The following is a 17,589-nucleotide window of genomic DNA, read 5'->3' as shown; positions in this document are numbered from 1 at the left end:
TGTATTAATTTCCTTTAGCACCAGATTGTTGATTGTTTTTCTTAGTGTAATTTTTTCTATTATCTCTTTTGTTTTTTCTGTTGTCTCTTCTCTTGCCTTTGATTTCTGGTAACTCAGCTTCTTTCATACCAGGAAGAACTTGACCTTTGTATAACCAAACCTTAACACCAAGTTTTCCATAAGTAGTATCAGCTTCAGCAAAACCATAATCAATATCAGCTCTAAGAGTTTGTAGAGGAATAGTTCCTTCGCTATAGCCTTCAGTTCTTGCCATGTCAGCACCACCAAGTCTACCAGAAACAGCAGTTTTGATACCCTTAGCTCCCGCTCTCATACTTCTTTGAATAGCTTGTTTCATAGCTCTTCTAAAAGAAATTCTTCTTTCAAGAGAAGCTGCAATATTCTCAGCTACCAATTGAGCACTTAAGTCAGGTCTTTTGATTTCTTCAACATTAACAATAACTTTTTTACCTGTAGCTTTTTCAATTTTATTTCTTAAAACCTCAACACCAGAACCTTGTCTACCAATAACCATTCCAGGCTTTGCAGTGTTGATAGTAACTTTAATTTTATTTGAAGCTCTTTCAATTTCAATAGCGGAAACACCAGAAAGATAAACTTCTTTTTTAACTAATTCACGAATCTTGTGATCCTCTACTATTAAATCGCCAAAATCTTTTTTATTAGCAAACCATTTAGAGCTCCAGTCTTTAATAACACCAACTCTTAATCCATGAGGATTTACTTTTTGACCCATTCTCGCTCGCCCTCCTTAATCTCTTTCTTTAACAACAACGCCAATGTGGCTTGATCTTTTTAATATTGGGTAAGCCATTCCCTTAGCTTTTGGTCTCCATCTTTTCATAACAGGAGCATCATTAGCATACGCTTCTGAAACGTATAATAAATCTCTATCTAAATTGAAGTTGTGTTCTGCATTGGCAACTGCTGATTTCAATACCTTTTCTAAAACCTTAGCTCCTCTTTTAGGAGTGAATTGTAGGATTGCAAGTGCTTCATCAACTTTTTTCCCTCTAATTTCCTTACAGATGAAGTTAACTTTTAGAGGTGAAATTCTTTCATATTTTGCAATAGCTTTCGCTTCCATGATTGTACCTCCTTTAATTATCTAACTTTGCTGCCTTTTTCGTTTTTGCCAGCATGTCCTCTGTAAGTTCTAGTAGACACAAATTCACCTAATTTATGTCCTACCATATCATCAGTTATATAAATTGGTAAATGCTTTCTACCATCGTGTACTGCTATAGTATGTCCAACGAATTGTGGAAATATTGTAGAACGACGAGACCAAGTCTTTATAACTTTTTTATCTCCAGATTCATTTAATGCTTCAACCTTTTTCATAAGATGATCATCACAAAATGGTCCTTTTTTTAACGATCTGCCCATTAATAACGCCTCCTTTTACTACTTAGTTCTTCTTCTTACGATATACATATCGGATTTTTTATTTTTCTTTCTAGTTTTTAAACCTAAAGCTGGTTTACCCCAAGGAGTAGACGGAGCTGGACGACCTACAGGAGTTCTACCTTCCCCACCACCGTGTGGATGATCAACAGGGTTCATCGCAGAACCTCTAACGTGAGGTCTCTTACCCATATGTCTTGAACGACCTGCCTTACCAACAGTAACAAGTTCATTACTTAAGTTACCAACTTGTCCAACAGTAGCACGACACTCTTGTAAAACTAATCTAAACTCACCAGAAGGTAATTTTAACTGAGCATATCTTCCTTCTTTAGCCATCAATTGAGCTTCTGCACCAGCAGTTCTAGCTAATTGACCACCTTTTCCAGGTTTTAATTCAATATTATGAACGATAGTACCAACAGGAATATCCTTTAATTTTAAAGCATTACCAATCATAATATCAGCATTTTCACCAGACTCAATCTTGTATCCAACTTTCAATCCATTAGGAGCTAAAATATATCTTTTTTCTCCATCTGCATAATTTAAAAGTGCAATATTAGCAGTTCTGTTTGGATCGTACTCAATAGCAGCTACAGTAGCTGGAATACCATCTTTATCTCTTTTAAAATCTATTATTCTGTATCTTCTCTTAGCTCCGCCGCCTCTATGACGAATAGTAATTCTACCATGTGAATTTCTACCACCTGACTTACTTAAACTAACAGTTAAAGATTTTTCAGGTGCTTTCTTTGTGATTTCTTCAAAGCTTAGTACGCTCATACCACGTACTCCGGCAGAGGTTGGTTTGTATTTTCTTATAGCCATGTTATATACCCCCTATCTTATAAACCTTCAAAGAATTCAATAGCCTTAGAATCTTTCGCTAATGTAACTATTGCTTTTTTCCAATCAGGTGTTTTTCCTACATTCGCTCCGACTCTTTTCATTTTTCCTCTAACATTCATAGTGTTAACCTTAGCAACTTTAACACCTTCGCCGAAAACTACTTCAACAGCCTTCTTAACCTCAGACTTAGTTGCATTTTTAGCAACCTTGAAAGTATAAACACCTTCGTCCATTCTTCCCATAGAATCCTCAGTAATAATAGGCTTAATAATTATATCGTGTGGTGATGTCATTATGCGAACACCTCCTCAATCTTCTTAACTGCATCTTGTGTAACAACAAATGAATCATGTCTTAAAATATCATAAACATTAATATTGTCAGCTTCTGCAACCTCAACTCCAACTAAATTTCTAAAAGATTTATAAACAGCTTCGTCTTTATTTTCAACAACGATTAAAGCTTTTTTAGCAGCTTTAATATCTTCTAAAACTTTTTTTGCAGTTTTTGTACTTATATTATCAAAGTTCAACTTATCTAAAACAATGATTTCCTCATCATTTACCTTAGAAGTTAAAACTGATTTTAAAGCATTTCTTCTAATTTTCTTAGGAACATTGTAACTGTAATCTCTTGGTTTCGGTGCAAAAACAACTCCACCACCAGCCCATTGTGGACTTCTTGTACTTCCTTGACGAGCACGTCCAGTTCCTTTTTGTCTCCAAGGTTTTCTACCTCCGCCTCTAACTTCAGCTCTTGTCTTAGCAGATTGAGTACCTTGTCTTTTATTAGCAAGTTGATTTTTAACTACTTCATATACAACATGCTCATTTATTTCTACGCCAAATATAGCTTCATTTAACTCTATTTCACCAACAGACTCTCCTAGTTGGTTATATAATGTAACATTAGGCATATCTATTCCTCCTTCCTAAAAATAACTACTTTGTTTTAACTGATTCTTTTATAGTAACTAATCCACCTTTAGGTCCAGGAACAGCGCCTTTAACTAAAATAAGATTCTTGTCAGCATCCACTCTAACGATAGTTAAGTTTTGAATAGTAACTCTTTCATTACCAGTCTTACCACTACCTTTTCTACCTTTGAAAACACGACCTGGATAAGCACCAGCAGATCTAGCACCAGCAACTCTGTGAGATTTAGAACCGTGAGATTCAGGACCTCTACTGTAGTTGTGTCTAACGATAGAACCTTGAGTTCCTTTACCCTTTGAAGTACCATAAACATCAATCTTGTCATTTTCTTGGAAAATATCAACTTTTATTTCTGTTCCAACTTCAAAACTTTCGCCATTATTAACAGAAAACTCTCTAAGATACTTTTTGTATCCAGTACCAGCTTTGTCAAAATGACCTTTCATTGGTTGGTTAACTTTTTTCTCTTTAGCATCAACATAACCAACTTGAATAGCATTATATCCATCAGTATCAACTGACTTTACTTGAGTAACAATCATAGGGCCAGCCTCGATAACTGTTACAGGAATTAACTCTCCATCTTCTAAGAAAATTTGAGTCATCCCGATTTTCTTTCCTAATATACTCTTCATGAGCACACCTCCTAATTACTTACAGCGGATTGATTTACAATCGTTCTAAGATTTACAACTTAATTTCGATATCTACACCAGCAGGTAAATTTAATTTCTTTAACGCTTCTAGTGTGTTCTTGTTAGGATTTAAGATATCAATAAGTCTTTTATGAGTTCTTTGTTCGAACTGCTCTCTACTGTCTTTATACTTATGAACAGCTCTTAAGATTGTAATGATTTCCTTTTCTGTTGGTAGTGGAATTGGACCAGAAACATCAGCTCCTGTTCTTTTTGTAGCTTCCACGATTTTTTGAGCAGATTGATCGATTATCTCATGATCATAAGCTCTAAGTCTAATTCTTATTTTTTGTTTTGCCATATTGGCACCTCCTCATATTTTTAAAGGAAGCGTATGACTACTTATCTCCCATACACCGTTCCGGGTGTATCGTGCCCTTATTTAAATTGACTTTTCAGTCAATAAGTAATCTTTTCCGCCCGAATCACATCAGACATACTCCACGAAAATTCCCTGAAAAACTCAGCAACCTCCCGTTTCAACGCTTTTTCCCTTTTAGGCACTCATTCATTATATACAAATAAATTAGGAATTGCAAGTTTTTTTTGCAATTCCTAACAAATAAATCCAAAAATATTAAAACAATAAAAAATTTATAAAATAAGCATACAAATTATTTACTGTATTTCTTTATCTCCTCACTTACTTCCTTATTATATATAAAATTCAAATAGAAAATACCTGCTACTATATAAAGGATAGAAATTTCATAAAAATTGTGACCATGATTGGGTAAAGACAGAAATATAGCAACAACACCACCTAAAAAATACATAAAAACAGCTAAAATTAAATACGCTAATTTACCCTCCTCTATTTTCTTTCCGCCAAGTTTCAACCCAACAAGCCTACCTATATCCGACAAATACCCTGTCATATGAGTAGTGCGAATAGTAATCTCATTATAAGTTATATTCAAACCATTTTGAGTTCCGCTGAGTATAACTACTATCGCCGTAACAATATATCTATTAGCTATAGTAGTTTCAACTATCGCAAGAATTATCCCTACAATAATTAGCAAAACCCCATAACTTTTCCCCCTACCAAACTGTCTGTTAGAAAAAATATATCCTGAAATAGCTCCCCCTAATAAAAACAATAATATAAAAGAAAACAACAACAAAGACCTTTTCATGTCCAATTCAAATAAAGAATAAGAAATATTTGTAAGACTACCCGTCATGTGAGTAGAAGGCGTACCAACTGTATAAATAGAAAGAATATTAGCATAACCTGCAGTAAACGTTAACAAAAGAATAAAAACAATAGTATTATTAAAAAACTTTTTTCTCAATAAAAAACCTCCGCATAAATAAAGTTAGTATCTATTATATATCAACTACACAATTATACGAAGACTTTTACAAACATTTTTAATATTACAATCCAAATTGTTATTTTATGCCTAAAACACCTTTAACCCATCTTATTCAACTCTTGTTAGTAGAATAAAATCTTTGAAAATTTCCCAAATAAAAAATGGTGCAAATATACCCTTACACCATTTTTACTTACATAACCACATTAAACTAAATCGAAAAGTTTTTCTTCATAATCCTCAACATAATACCTTAAGTTTTTTCTACCCTTTTGTATTATAGTGTGTCCTTCCTCTTCCAACTTGCTCCTTTGAGACTCTATACCACCAGGATACTTAGGGTTTAATTCCCCGTTTGCTTTCAAAGTTCTCCAATAAGGAGTTTTATCATCTTCTCTTTGATAACTAGCCCATGCCGCTATCGACACAAAAATTCCCGCTGTAATTGGTTCGGTAAAATCTGCATTATTTAATTTTGCAAAATACTCACGTATTTTACCTATAGTAATTAACTTTCCAAAAGGTATTAATCTCATTACAGTATCGTAATCTATTGGAGGAGCAAAATACATCTTTGAACCACCATATTTTTCAATAGATTTTTCATCCGTTATAACCGTAATTTTAGGCATATCCTTACTATCATTAAGCATTTTATTAAAATCTTTCTTGTCTTCCTTAGCCATTTTACTACCTCCTTTATAATTACGATAATATATTATATCTATAATTACAATGAGACTGTTTTGTTTTTTATACTTAATAATAATTATTTTTTCTATAATCTTTTAAATTTAACCTATAAACACAATTCATTTTTAATAGAGTAATTAAATATAGTTAAAGACATATTCTTAGAATTGCTTTAAGTTACAACAATATAAAAAAGATGAGAATCAAAAATTCAATTCTCTCCCTTTATACATAAAATGCTGTTTTATTCAACTCTTTTTACAGGTCTAATGTATTTCCAATACCTTTCAGGATCAAAATGAAAATACATAATCCTGCCTTCTTCTTTATCATAAGAATATCCAGTATCTTCAAAACTAAATTCCGACATCGCTTTTTCTATCTTTTCCTCTAAACTGCGATGTTCTTGTTCATAATCAAAACGACCATGTTCAAAAACAATATATTCTCCTTCAGGTATGTCTATCATTTGCATTTGTGGCGGTATTTCTCCATTATAATCTATTGGCAAACGCACTCCATAACATTCAGTTCGTAAAAACCCCCAATCACAAAGCCTGCCTTTTGAATCGTTTATATATGCCATAACCTGACCACTACTTGCATCTGACTCACTTCCTTCGTCATCGTCAAGTTTACCTTTTATACTATCTAACAACCCACAAATAGTATCACAATCTTGTCCTTCAATCACACTTTGTTTTTCCCAAAAATCCCAATACCCATTACTTTCATAATTTTTAATGTGCAAAAACTTATGGGCGGGAATTGTTATAAAATAAGTTTTAATATCTTCTGTGCTTTTTATCATACCTATCTCTCCTAATCCTAAAAAATAGCGGTCAAACGGGGAAATTTTAGTACGAAGAACAACTGGCTTAGGATTTTTTCTATACTCTGTTGGAGTAATGCCGTACGCCTTTTTAAAAGCTCTTGTAAAAGCCTCATGCGATGAAAACCCATAATCAAAAGCAATATTTACAATATTTCTGTCGGTATCCCTAATCTCTTTTAATGCAAACCCAAGCTTTCTATATCTTAAATAGTCTCTAAATTGTATCCCAGCTATTTCTTTGAATTTCCTTGTCATATAAAATTCTGAATATCCCAAACTGTTAGAAAGAGATTTAAGTGTCAAATCTTCACTGTTGTAATTTTTAATACACTTGTCTATTTCATCTACAATTGTTTGAATCTGCTTTTGCCATTCGTACATTAAATACACCTCGCTTCAACTAGCTAACTACATTGTATAAAAATAAAAAACACAATACTTGATATTACTTGCTTTCTTAAAGATTACTACAAAAAAGGAGAATTGAATATTCAATTCTCCTCAACATCTTAAATTTATAAACCTAATTTTTCAATATATTCTTTTGTATCTTTTATTTGCACTTTAACAGCCTCTGGACTAGGACCGCCATAAACTTTTCTTTGTGCCAAAATAAAGTCTAAATCTATAAACTCATAAACATCTTCTTCAAAAACTTCAGAGTATTTTTTAAGTTCTTCCATAGATAAATCTTCTAAAGACTTGCTTTCATCTACACAATAGCCAACAAGTTGTCCAGTTATTTTATAAGCATCTCTAAAAGCCATTCCCTTTTTAACAAGATAGTCTGCTAAGTCAGTAGCGTTAATAAAGCCTTTCTTAGCCTTTTCTCTCATATTGTTTGAGTTAACTTTTAAAGTTCTCATCATACCTTCAAATACTAAAAGGCAAATTTCCAAAGTTTCTATACTATCAAAAATATTTTCTTTATCTTCTTGTAAGTCCTTGTTATAAGCAAGTGGTAAAGCTTTAATCATATTTAAAGTAGCCATTAAATTACCAAAAACCCTAGAGCTTTTACCCCTTACAAGTTCTGCCATGTCAGGGTTTTTCTTTTGAGGCATAATAGATGAACCTGTAGAGTAACTGTCGTCTAACTCTATATACTTAAATTCTTGACTAGCCCAAAGAATAATTTCTTCAGAAAATCTAGACAAATGTAACATAACCATAGAAATGTCAAAGTTAAGTTCTGCTACAAAATCTCTGTCAGAAACAGAGTCTAAACTATTTCTCGTTGGAATGTCAAAGCCTAAAAGTTCAGTAGTTCTAAACCTGTCAATTGGATAAGTCGTCGTAGCTAAAGCTCCACTTCCTAGTGGGTTTTCATTCATTCTCTTGTAGCAATCTTTAAATCTAGTAATATCTCTGACAAGCATTTGAACATAAGCCATAACATGGTGAGCAAAAGTTACAGGCTGAGCAACTTGTAAGTGAGTATATCCAGGCATTACTGTATTTAGATTCTCTTCAGAAAGAGTAATTAATGTGTCAATAAGTTTTTTAGTATCACCTATTAAATCTGTAATTCTATTTCTTAAATACATTCTAATGTCTACAGCAACCTGATCATTTCTAGACCTTGCTGTATGAAGTCTCTTTCCCGCTTCTCCAACTCTGTTTGTAAGTTCTTCCTCTATAAACATGTGAATGTCTTCTGAAGTCGGGTTAAACTCAAGCTCTCCACTATCTAAATCTTTTAAAATAGCTTCCAAACCATTTTTTATTTTATTAAAATCTTCTTCTTTAACAATGCCAATTTCATTAAGCATAGTAGCATGGGCAATTGAACCTTTAATGTCTTCTTGGTACATTTTATAATCTACCGAAATAGAAGAATTAAAATCATTTGCTAAACTGTCCAGTTCCTTTTTGAAACGGCCACTCCACATTTTCATATTATTTTCCTTGTTCTTTACTTGCTTTAACTTTTTTCTTCATCATAGCTTGTACTTTTATAGGTAGAGAATATAAATTTACAAAACCTTGACTATCAGTTTGGTCATAAACTCCGTCTTCTCCAAAAGTAGCGTATTCTTCGTCATATAAAGTATATGGAGAAGTAACTCCAGCATTTACAACATTACCTTTATATAATTTCAACTTAACATCACCACTAACAGTTTCTTGAGTTTTATTAACAAAAGCTGAAAGAGATTCTCTTAAAGTAGTAAACCATAAACCATTGTAAACCAAATCTGCAAACTCAACAGCTACCTTGTCTTTGTAGTGCATGGTATCTCTGTCTAAAGTTAAAGACTCTAATATTTCATGGGCAGTGTATAAAATTCTACCACCTGCGTTTTCATAAACTCCTCTAACTTTCATACCTACAAGTCTGTTTTCTATAATATCGTCAATACCTATTCCGTTTTCTCCACCAATTTTGTTAAGATATGAAATAATGTCTGCACCTTTCATATACTCGCCGTCAACAGCAACAGGTACACCTTTGTCAAATCTTATAGTAACATAAGTTGGTTTGTCTGGAGCTTCTTCTGGTGAAACAGATAATTTTAAAACTCTGCTATAATCTGGTTCAGTATCAGGATATTCTAGCTCTAAACCTTCATGAGAAATATGCCAAATATTTCTATCTTCTGAATATAGTTTTTCTTGCTCTGCTGGAAGAGGAATGTTTCTTTTCTTAGCATACTCAATTTCATCTTCTCTAGACTTAATTTCCCAAGTTCTCCAAGGTGCAATAACAGGCATGTCAGGGTCAAAAGCCTTAACAGTAAGTTCAAAACGAACTTGGTCATTACCCTTACCAGTACAACCGTGAACAATGGCATCTGCATTTTCTTCTTTAGCTATTTCAACAAGTCTTTTAGCAATAACAGGTCTTGCAAATGCAGTACCTAGTAAATATCTTCCCTCATATTTAGCACCAGCTTTTAAAGTTTCAAAAACAAAATCTTCAACGAATTCGTCAACTAAGTCTTCTATGTAAATTTTAGAAGCACCTGATGCAATAGCTTTGTCCTCTAAACCCTCTAGTTCATCATCTTGACCTACATTACCTACAACTGCAATAACTTCACAACCATAATTTTCCTTTAACCAAGAAATGATTATAGAAGTGTCTAGTCCTCCAGAATAAGCCAGTACTACCTTTTTAATATCCTCTTTATTAATTTTTGCCATTTATAAAACCTCCTAATTATTTTCAACTTTTACATGTTATCTTAAGTGTTCATTTACTCCAATACCTTCGTAATACAACAATGTTTATCAATTTAAATTGAAAGTCTTGTTAATTACAACCCCCATAATTTTGGAAAGCTTTGCACTTCGCCTACTTAAAGCCAAAAGTTTCTGCTAGGTAATCATCTACAAGCCCTAACATTTAGCTGCTTACCTTAAGACGCAGTCGCTTTATTCCAATCGCTTTGCTCTTGGTTAAGCTTTGCGTTTTCTAGTTCTATTAAAATCTCTGATTTTACTTATAGAACTTATGCTACCTGTTTCCCAAATTTTAATTTGTCTTTAACAGTCTGCTGACCTTTTACTATTAATCTGTTACTCCTTGTAACAACTTACCTTAAGACGCAGTCGCTTTATCCTAATCGCTTTGCTCTTGGTAAAGCTTTGCGTTTTCTAGTTTTATTAAACTCTCTGACTTTACTTGTAGAACTGATGCAACCTATTTCCCAAATTTAAATTTGACTTTAACAGTCTGCTGACCTTTCAATATTAATCTGTTGCTCCTTGTAACAACTTACATTAAGACGCAGTCACTTTATCCCAATCGCTTTGCTCTTGGTAAAGCTTTGCGTTTGACCTACTACGAAATCAAAGATTTCTGTTAGGTCATAAAAAAACGCCTCTTTCTACAATAATAAATTATAGAAAGAGACGAACAATATCCGCGGTACCACTCCTGTTGATGTTTAACATCCACTCTAGTTTTAACGTAAACTTAACGGATAGTGCTAACTATTCACACTACCATCTCAGTGATCCTATTTCATATTTTCTTCCTTGTTGAACTCACACTCTACTCCAACTCGCTGAAATTCCAAAAATATTACTTTCACGTCTTAGATTTTCGATTAAAGCTATTTTAATAAGTATTCACATAAAAGTCAATACTTTATTAGAATAAAATATTATTTTATACTTTTTTCAAAAAAGTTAGTTCCTTTTCTGTTGAATTTTCCTTTGAAAAATCATATCCATCATAATTAAAATTCTTTAACTCATCTATCTTACTAATTTTATTGTTAGACATATATTTTATAAAAGCTCCTCTTGCCTTTTTAGAAATAGTAGAATGAGTCTTTTCTTTACCGTTCTTTAACTCTTTAAATTTAATAAAAATAGACTTTTCTAAAACATCTTTATTTAGAACCTTTATAAATTCATCCGATAAAAGATTTACAAAAAAATCGTCTTCTTCTAACAGATAACTAGATATTTTTTCTTTCCAAAAATCCACTAGTTTTATGTCATTATCCAACTTAAAGTTCTTGCTAAAGTCGAGCCTATGTTCAGAAATCTTATCAAACGGTCTAATTACTCCATGAAGTGGTGAAATTATTCTAAGGCTATTTTCTAAATAATCTTTTTCTTCTTCGTTAAAATCTTCTGCCCCTATACTTCTATACATAAGACCATTAAACAAATTTATAGCAGCAAACTTTTCGTTTTTATCCATATTTTGCCAGTTTGAGTAATTTTCTTCTGCAATATTTTCTTTTACTTTGTACAGAGAAACCAAATCACTTACACTATATCCTTGTAAGTTTTCTTTTATCGTTTTATACTCCTGTTCAAAAATAAGAGACTCATTTAATTTAAACGAATCTCTTTTCTTAATTTCTTTAGATGGAGTTATTAATATTTTCATTTTTATTAATATCCTTTTTGTTCAATATATTGTTTAATATCTTGTTAAATAAAGACATAGCTACAGCTACAACTATAGCAATTATCCACATAGTGTTAAATACATAATCGGCATAACCACCGTGTAAAGTCCAAACTAAATTAACAGTTAAATATGAAAATAACGCTAAATAAATAGGAGTCTTTTTAATTTTTGTAAAAATATAATTAAATACAAAGAATACAATTGGTACGTGAATCATAGAAATAAACATTCCTAAATTTCCAAAATTAGCATAAGCTTCTCCTAGAAATAAGCCGTTGTAAACCCCAGCAACCCCACTTCTAACACCTTCAAAGTTTACAGATTCCATAATAACAGAGGAAGACCTTAAAACTTCACTAGCTCCAAATATTTTACTGCCTATAAGCCCTGGCATACTAGCTCCTGCAAGAGGTAACATTCTGTAAGTAAACACCTCCATATGCAAAAAGAAACCTATTGGAGTCGTTATAAATGTTCTGTTAAATATTGGATTGTCTATTGTAAGTATCTGGTCAAGTCTTTTACCAGCTATAAAAATATACATCAAGTTTAAAACCACAAAACTCACAACGCCTAAAATAACAACATATTTAATTTTTACTTTATCACCATACAAAATAGATAAAACTACAAAATTACCCCAATAAATTATTAACGGAGCTTTTTGTAAATTGTAAAACACCATTATATTTGAAAATATAAACAGTATTACAAAAAGTATTATCCACTTATTATCTTTAGTTCTTCTAGAATATATATAAGCTACATAAGACATAAACGGAGTTAATGCAAGGGCAAAAATATTTTTAATATACCCTGAAATACCTGTGAACTCATTAGCAATGTTAATTCTAAGTACTCCTAATTCCTTTTCCCCCACTCCTTTAATAATATTTAAAAATGGGTTGTCTTGTATTCCTATTTTAGCAAATACATAAATAACAGATACAATACACACTACTGAAGCTATTACCATAGTAATAAACTCAACATTGCCCTTGTATTCAAGAGTTACTTTTCTTTCCCTATACTCTTGGTACTCCATAGGATTATACTTAAACAACTTATTTAGCCCTAAAATAACAAGAGGAAAAATTATCATAAGCATAGATAACACAAAAAAAACATCTATCTTTAAATCTTGGTGTCTTAAATATCTATACATTGAATGGTCTGCTTTTCCTAAAACTATAAGTGTCGTTCCTATATATGATAAAAACAAAAGTACATAGAAACTCATAGAAATAGGACCTAACTTATTTATACTTAAACTTCCTGCTGCCTTTTTGTAAAGCTTGTAAGAAGCTATTATAGTAACTACCGCAAAAAATATAATATAATACTCTTTTAATGCCATAAATACCTCCCGTGTTATAACTTTATAATTATATCATAATTATATACATTTATATAATTGTCAAACCTTAGTTTTGGGTATTTAACACAATATCTCTCTTGCACTTGCCAAGTATTTTTGTGATAATATAATTCTATGGAGGAAAAAATGCGAAAATTTAAAATAATAATTCTTACAATACTCTGTTTATTGTTAACTGCTTGCGGAAACAATTCAGATACAAATAAAACCGAAACAGCTTTTGACAAAGAAAGAAACGAATTTATAAAAAGAGCGAGTTATCAAGAAAAGCTAGACGACAAATTAATATTTGGAATGGTTGGAGAACCTGAAAATTTAAACCCTTTTTATTACAAGGACAATTCTTCTAAGACAATAGTTAATACGCTATATCAGCCTCTTTTAAGAATAGAAGAAGCAAATTACAAAAGGACTTTAGACTACGAACTTTTAGATAATTTAGTAATTTCAGAAGACGGTTTAATATATACCCTTTCTTTAAAAAACGGTATAACTTGGCACGATGGAACTCCTTTAACAGTAGACGATGTAATTTACACAATAAATTATATCAATTCCAATAAAGACACTAGATACTTAGATGCTTTTATTGTCGATGGAAGTCCTGTAACAGTTGAAAAAGTTGATGGCAATACATTAAATATAAAACTACCTAGAATATCAGATTCTTTTATATACAATTTAGAAGACCTTTTAGTAGTCCCAGAACATATTTTTAAAGAAGATGTACCTAAAAGTTTTACAGCTAAAGACAAAAAATACTTAGTTGGAAACTCTTCCTACAAATTTAAAGACACTTCTGTTGACGAGTATTTTAATACAGATGACGTAAACTTTGTTAAAAACGAAGAATTTTACGGTGATGTTGGAAAAATAAGCAATTTGAAATACAGAATAATCGCTCACCAAACCACAACTAGATTTGACCTTTTAGACTACAATATTCAAGGAGGTTATATACTTGGAACTGACACTCCTTCAGTAGGAAGAGAACTTTACAACACAAAATACTTAAAGGACGGAAAAGTTTATTCCCTAATGTTTAAGCTAAACACCAAAAACGGTGGAAATAAAGAAATAAGAACAGCAGTTTCTAACACTATTAATTACTACTCTTTACTAGGTAACTTTGGCGATGACACTAACACGTCTATAGCAAACTCCGTGTTTAGTCAAAATAATATATACAGAGTTAACAATTCTAGTACAAAATCAGATTCTGCAGAAAACTCTATCGAGTACTTGAAAAAATTGCAAGAAGAAGATAAAGACTTTGCACTTAGGTACGGTTTCATACTAGATGCTGGAGAAATGCAAGAAAAAGTAGCAATATATATACAAGAACTATTTGTTATTAACGGATTAAATATAGAATTAGTACCCTTATACAAAGATGAATACTACAAACTACTAGAAGATCCTAAACAAGACAAAATAGATTTTTGTTTGTACAGTTACGATTCAGAGAAAAATCCTCAATACTATAAGAATCTTTTTTCAACAAATGCCCCACTTAATTACGCAGGGTATTCAAACGAAAAGCTAGACTCTCTTTGGAGTAAAGCTGACAATACTAAAGATACTTTTTCAAGAATAAAAACCTACTCTGAAATACAAGATATAATTATGGAAGATAAGCCAATTTTTCCTATGTTCTATGTAGACAATATCGTTGCAATAGACGAAAGAGTACAAAATATAGACAAAGCAACAGCAAATAGCACTTCGTTTTTCAATCATTTAAATTTACTATCCATCAAAGAATTCTCTTACTCTGAAAAAGATTTAGAAAAATACAATGTGGCTAAAAGCGAAATAAAACGTCAACCTCAACATGACAATGCAAACATAAAATCAAAGTAAAAATAAAGAAACAAGGGTATTACCCTTGTTTTTCTTTAACTTATTAACGCATAATGATATAATATTGAAAATATAACTATTTTTTAGGAGGGCAATATGAAATTTAAAAGTACTAGGGACTCCTCAGTGTCTATAAATGCAAAAGAAGCTTTATTAAAAGGTATCTCTGACGAAGGTGGACTATTTGTTCCAGAAGAAATACCTAGAGCTGGCAATGTAGAAAATATGATGGAGATGAAATATAGAGATTTAGCATATTACATATGTGGAAAGTTTATGACAGACTTTGAACCTGAAGAACTTTCAAACTGTATAAATAGTGCATACAATGACGATAATTTTTCAAATCCTTACATCGCTCCAATAAGAAAAGTATCAGACAGATATTTTTTAGAATTATTCCACGGAAGAACTTCAGCTTTTAAAGATATGGCTTTAAGTATATTACCTTTCTTTATAGATACATCATTAAAAACATCTGAAAATTACAAAGAAATATTAATAATTACAGCTACAAGTGGGGACACAGGAAAAGCAGCACTAGAAGGTTTCCACGATGTAGAAAATATAAAAATAGCGGTTTTCTACCCAGAAGATGGAGTAAGTGCAATACAAAAACTTCAAATGCAAACTCAAGTTGGAGAAAATGTATTTGTCTTAGGAGTAAAAGGAAACTTTGACGACTGTCAAAAAGCTGTAAAAGATATTTTTGCAAATAAAGGCTTCAATGAAGCAATAAACGATAAAAAAATACAATTGTCCTCTGCAAACTCAATAAATATAGGACGTTTAATACCACAAATAGTTTACTATTTTAGTGCATATGTGAATATGTTAAGGTATGGCGAGTTAAAAAATGGAGAAAAAATAAATATAGTAGTTCCAACAGGAAACTTTGGAAATATCCTAGCAGCGTACTATGCAAAAGAAATGGGCTTACCAGTAAATAAACTAATCTGTGCATCAAACGAAAACAACGTACTTACAGATTTTATAAACACTGGTATTTACGATAAAAATAGAGAACTTGTTCTAACAAGCTCACCTTCAATGGATATACTAGTTTCTTCAAACCTAGAAAGATTCATATACCATATGTCAGGAAACGACTCAAGTGTAGTAGCTTCACTTATGGACGACTTAAATACAAAAGGAATTTACAACGCAACAGAAACAATAAAAGATAACATGAACTTTATTGATGCTTACTACGCAACAGAAAAAGAAGTAAAAAATAAAATATTAAATACACTACTATCTGAAAAGTATCTAATTGACACACATACAGCAGTTGCTAGCGTGGTTTATGACAAATATCTGAAAAAGACAAACGACAGAACAAAAACGGTAATAGCTTCTACAGCATCACCTTATAAATTTGCATCAGATATCTTGGACGCACTAGAATTAAACCATGACGATTTAGACGACTTTGAAGTAATGGAAAAATTAAGTAGCTTAACAAATACAGAAATTCCAGTTAACTTAAGTTCATTAAAAGGAAAAGAAATAAGATTTGACAAATACAGCAAAAAAGAAGATATATTAAACAATTTAGAAAAATTTTTAGGAGTAAACAGTAATGCTTAAAATTTCAGTACCTGCATCAAGTGCAAATCTAGGACCAGGCTTTGACGTGCTAGCCTTGTCCTTTAAGCTTTACAATATATTTACATTTGAAAAAAACGACAAATTAGAAATAATCAGTGACTTTGAAGAATACAACAACGAAAACAACCTAGTTTACAAGACAATGAAACAAGTATTTGAAGAATTCGGAAAAACTCCTTCCCCATTAAAAATAAATGTTGGAAGTGACATACCACTTTCAAGAGGTCTTGGTTCTTCAGCAACTTGCATACTTGCTGGAGTAATAGCAGCAAACTACTATCTTGGAAACAAAATGACAAATTACGATATATACAAAAAAGCAATTGAAATAGAAGGACACTGCGATAATATAACAAGTCAATTTTACGGTGGACTTTCAATGTCCTTAAAAGAAAATGGAGAAGTATACTATAAAAAGATGAACGTTCCAAAAGGAATGAAATGTACTGCACTAATACCAGACTTTACCCTTGAAACAAAAATCGCAAGAGAAGTTCTTCCAAAAGAAGTAACAATGCAAGATGCAGTCTTTAATTTATCTCATTGCCTTTTAATGCTAAATGCACTTGAAAACTCAAACTTTAAAGACTTAAAATTATTTTTCAAAGATAAATTACACCAAGACTATCGAGCACCACTTGTAAATAATTTTCACGAAATAGTAAATAAAGCATATGAACTAGGTGCTTACGCGTCTTTCCTAAGTGGAGCTGGTCCTACAATAATGGTATTTAGAGACGAAAATGACAAAGAATTTAACGACAAAATAAGACTCTACCTAGATACATTAAAAGATAAATGGACAATTGTAGATTTAGAAATAGACAACGACGGAACAATAATAGAAGTAATTTAGCACAAAGCCTATTTACTAACATACTTTTGTGATATAATAAGATATATTTTTATGGAGGTACCTAAACATGAAAAAACACATAAAAACTTTAACAGGCAATTCTTTAAAAGAATCAGCTTGTAACGGTGGTTGTGGCGAATGCCAAACATCTTGTCAATCAGCATGCAAAACTTCTTGTACTGTTGGTAACCAAGAGTGTGAAAACGAAAACAGATAAATAGTATCTACATAAAGGGATTGATTC

At 31.7% G+C, this 17,589-nt stretch carries 19 protein-coding genes and 1 other annotated feature; of the genes, 4 read left to right on the top strand and 15 right to left on the bottom strand.

Going from position 1 to position 17,589, the window contains the following annotated elements:
- Positions 1 to 4: 4 nt before the first annotated feature.
- From rpsC to CS899_RS09330, 15 genes are all read right to left on the bottom strand, one after another.
- On the bottom strand, positions 5 to 757 hold the full coding sequence (gene rpsC / locus CS899_RS09400; RefSeq protein ID WP_100065942.1) for a 30S ribosomal protein S3: 753 nt from the start codon (positions 755 to 757) through the stop codon (positions 5 to 7).
- Positions 758 to 772: 15 nt separating this feature from the next.
- Complete coding sequence (gene rplV, locus CS899_RS09395; protein ID WP_100065941.1) at positions 773 to 1,108, bottom strand: 50S ribosomal protein L22; 336 nt, start codon at positions 1,106 to 1,108, stop codon at positions 773 to 775.
- A 17-nt stretch (positions 1,109 to 1,125) separates the two neighbouring features.
- Positions 1,126 to 1,410 carry a 30S ribosomal protein S19 gene (rpsS, locus tag CS899_RS09390; protein ID WP_100065940.1) on the bottom strand — a complete coding sequence of 95 codons (285 nt, stop codon included), beginning with the start codon at positions 1,408 to 1,410 and terminating at the stop codon, positions 1,126 to 1,128.
- An 18-nt stretch (positions 1,411 to 1,428) separates the two neighbouring features.
- Positions 1,429 to 2,259 carry a 50S ribosomal protein L2 gene (gene rplB, locus CS899_RS09385; protein WP_100065939.1) on the bottom strand — a complete coding sequence of 277 codons (831 nt, stop codon included), beginning with the start codon at positions 2,257 to 2,259 and terminating at the stop codon, positions 1,429 to 1,431.
- Positions 2,260 to 2,276: 17 nt separating this feature from the next.
- Positions 2,277 to 2,573 (bottom strand): 50S ribosomal protein L23, encoded by a 297-nt coding sequence (gene rplW, locus CS899_RS09380; protein WP_100065938.1) that lies wholly within the window; start codon positions 2,571 to 2,573, stop codon positions 2,277 to 2,279.
- The gene (gene rplD, locus CS899_RS09375) at positions 2,573 to 3,196 is read right to left on the bottom strand and encodes a 50S ribosomal protein L4 (RefSeq protein WP_100065937.1); all 624 of its coding nucleotides are present in this window, start codon (positions 3,194 to 3,196) and stop codon (positions 2,573 to 2,575) included. The genes rplW and rplD overlap by 1 nt, the downstream gene beginning before the upstream one ends.
- A 25-nt stretch (positions 3,197 to 3,221) precedes the next feature.
- Positions 3,222 to 3,851, bottom strand: coding sequence for a 50S ribosomal protein L3 (gene rplC / locus CS899_RS09370; protein WP_100065936.1), 630 nt, complete (start codon positions 3,849 to 3,851; stop codon positions 3,222 to 3,224).
- A gap of 52 nt (positions 3,852 to 3,903) precedes the next feature.
- A complete protein-coding gene (rpsJ, locus tag CS899_RS09365) occupies positions 3,904 to 4,212 on the bottom strand; it encodes a 30S ribosomal protein S10 (RefSeq protein ID WP_100065935.1) in 309 nt (102 codons plus the stop codon).
- Positions 4,213 to 4,525: 313 nt separating this feature from the next.
- Positions 4,526 to 5,209, bottom strand: a complete 684-nt coding sequence (locus CS899_RS09360; protein WP_100065934.1) for a YoaK family protein — start codon at positions 5,207 to 5,209, stop codon at positions 4,526 to 4,528.
- A 230-nt stretch (positions 5,210 to 5,439) separates the two neighbouring features.
- The gene (locus CS899_RS09355) at positions 5,440 to 5,919 is read right to left on the bottom strand and encodes an MGMT family protein (RefSeq protein WP_100065933.1); all 480 of its coding nucleotides are present in this window, start codon (positions 5,917 to 5,919) and stop codon (positions 5,440 to 5,442) included.
- A gap of 251 nt (positions 5,920 to 6,170) precedes the next feature.
- Positions 6,171 to 7,142, bottom strand: coding sequence for a helix-turn-helix transcriptional regulator (locus CS899_RS09350; RefSeq protein WP_100065932.1), 972 nt, complete (start codon positions 7,140 to 7,142; stop codon positions 6,171 to 6,173).
- A 134-nt stretch (positions 7,143 to 7,276) separates the two neighbouring features.
- A complete protein-coding gene (gene argH / locus CS899_RS09345) occupies positions 7,277 to 8,659 on the bottom strand; it encodes an argininosuccinate lyase (RefSeq protein WP_100065931.1) in 1,383 nt (460 codons plus the stop codon).
- A gap of 1 nt (position 8,660) precedes the next feature.
- A complete protein-coding gene (locus tag CS899_RS09340) occupies positions 8,661 to 9,908 on the bottom strand; it encodes an argininosuccinate synthase (RefSeq protein WP_100065930.1) in 1,248 nt (415 codons plus the stop codon).
- A gap of 704 nt (positions 9,909 to 10,612) precedes the next feature.
- Positions 10,613 to 10,815 (bottom strand) — a binding site (T-box leader).
- 63 nt (positions 10,816 to 10,878) lie between these two features.
- Positions 10,879 to 11,613 carry a peroxide stress protein YaaA gene (gene yaaA, locus CS899_RS09335; RefSeq protein WP_100065929.1) on the bottom strand — a complete coding sequence of 245 codons (735 nt, stop codon included), beginning with the start codon at positions 11,611 to 11,613 and terminating at the stop codon, positions 10,879 to 10,881.
- Positions 11,588 to 12,994 carry an O-antigen polymerase gene (locus CS899_RS09330; RefSeq protein WP_100065928.1) on the bottom strand — a complete coding sequence of 469 codons (1,407 nt, stop codon included), beginning with the start codon at positions 12,992 to 12,994 and terminating at the stop codon, positions 11,588 to 11,590. Before CS899_RS09330 ends, yaaA begins: the two co-directional genes overlap by 26 nt.
- Positions 12,995 to 13,141: 147 nt before the next feature.
- Between CS899_RS09330 and CS899_RS09325 the strand changes: the two genes are divergently transcribed.
- The 4 genes from CS899_RS09325 (at position 13,142) to scfA (ending at position 17,562) form a co-directional block, all read left to right on the top strand.
- On the top strand, positions 13,142 to 14,878 hold the full coding sequence (locus CS899_RS09325; RefSeq protein WP_164995907.1) for an ABC transporter substrate-binding protein: 1,737 nt from the start codon (positions 13,142 to 13,144) through the stop codon (positions 14,876 to 14,878).
- A 96-nt stretch (positions 14,879 to 14,974) separates the two neighbouring features.
- Positions 14,975 to 16,468 (top strand): threonine synthase, encoded by a 1,494-nt coding sequence (gene thrC, locus CS899_RS09320; protein ID WP_100065926.1) that lies wholly within the window; start codon positions 14,975 to 14,977, stop codon positions 16,466 to 16,468.
- Positions 16,461 to 17,345, top strand: a complete 885-nt coding sequence (thrB, locus tag CS899_RS09315; protein WP_100065925.1) for a homoserine kinase — start codon at positions 16,461 to 16,463, stop codon at positions 17,343 to 17,345. The genes thrC and thrB overlap by 8 nt, the downstream gene beginning before the upstream one ends.
- A 67-nt stretch (positions 17,346 to 17,412) precedes the next feature.
- Complete coding sequence (gene scfA / locus CS899_RS09310) at positions 17,413 to 17,562, top strand: six-cysteine ranthipeptide SCIFF (protein ID WP_100065924.1); 150 nt, start codon at positions 17,413 to 17,415, stop codon at positions 17,560 to 17,562.
- The last annotated feature ends 27 nt before the right edge of the window (positions 17,563 to 17,589 follow it).

This window comes from Miniphocaeibacter massiliensis, assembly GCF_900232905.1.
GTDB lineage: Bacteria > Bacillota > Clostridia > Tissierellales > Peptoniphilaceae > Miniphocaeibacter > Miniphocaeibacter massiliensis.
Note: the sequence above shows the minus strand (reverse complement) of the source record. Positions and strands in the feature narration are given on the sequence as shown.

Excerpts from the sequence above, each read along its gene's own strand:
- rplB (WP_100065939.1), bottom strand. The coding sequence starts at position 2,259 with ATGGCTATAAGAAAATACAAACCAACCTCTGCCGGAGTACGTGGTATG.
- rplW (WP_100065938.1), bottom strand. The coding sequence starts at position 2,573 with ATGACATCACCACACGATATAATTATTAAGCCTATTATTACTGAGGAT.
- rpsJ (WP_100065935.1), bottom strand. The coding sequence starts at position 4,212 with ATGGCAAAACAAAAAATAAGAATTAGACTTAGAGCTTATGATCATGAG.
- argH (WP_100065931.1), bottom strand. The coding sequence starts at position 8,659 with ATGAAAATGTGGAGTGGCCGTTTCAAAAAGGAACTGGACAGTTTAGCA.
- thrB (WP_100065925.1), top strand. The coding sequence starts at position 16,461 with ATGCTTAAAATTTCAGTACCTGCATCAAGTGCAAATCTAGGACCAGGC.
- thrC (WP_100065926.1), top strand. The coding sequence starts at position 14,975 with ATGAAATTTAAAAGTACTAGGGACTCCTCAGTGTCTATAAATGCAAAA.
- rplC (WP_100065936.1), bottom strand. The coding sequence starts at position 3,851 with ATGAAGAGTATATTAGGAAAGAAAATCGGGATGACTCAAATTTTCTTA.
- CS899_RS09330 (WP_100065928.1), bottom strand. The coding sequence starts at position 12,994 with ATGGCATTAAAAGAGTATTATATTATATTTTTTGCGGTAGTTACTATA.
- scfA (WP_100065924.1), top strand. The coding sequence starts at position 17,413 with ATGAAAAAACACATAAAAACTTTAACAGGCAATTCTTTAAAAGAATCA.
- rpsS (WP_100065940.1), bottom strand. The coding sequence starts at position 1,410 with ATGGGCAGATCGTTAAAAAAAGGACCATTTTGTGATGATCATCTTATG.
- yaaA (WP_100065929.1), bottom strand. The coding sequence starts at position 11,613 with ATGAAAATATTAATAACTCCATCTAAAGAAATTAAGAAAAGAGATTCG.
- CS899_RS09355 (WP_100065933.1), bottom strand. The coding sequence starts at position 5,919 with ATGGCTAAGGAAGACAAGAAAGATTTTAATAAAATGCTTAATGATAGT.
- CS899_RS09350 (WP_100065932.1), bottom strand. The coding sequence starts at position 7,142 with ATGTACGAATGGCAAAAGCAGATTCAAACAATTGTAGATGAAATAGAC.
- rplV (WP_100065941.1), bottom strand. The coding sequence starts at position 1,108 with ATGGAAGCGAAAGCTATTGCAAAATATGAAAGAATTTCACCTCTAAAA.
- rpsC (WP_100065942.1), bottom strand. The coding sequence starts at position 757 with ATGGGTCAAAAAGTAAATCCTCATGGATTAAGAGTTGGTGTTATTAAA.
- CS899_RS09325 (WP_164995907.1), top strand. The coding sequence starts at position 13,142 with ATGCGAAAATTTAAAATAATAATTCTTACAATACTCTGTTTATTGTTA.
- CS899_RS09340 (WP_100065930.1), bottom strand. The coding sequence starts at position 9,908 with ATGGCAAAAATTAATAAAGAGGATATTAAAAAGGTAGTACTGGCTTAT.
- rplD (WP_100065937.1), bottom strand. The coding sequence starts at position 3,196 with ATGCCTAATGTTACATTATATAACCAACTAGGAGAGTCTGTTGGTGAA.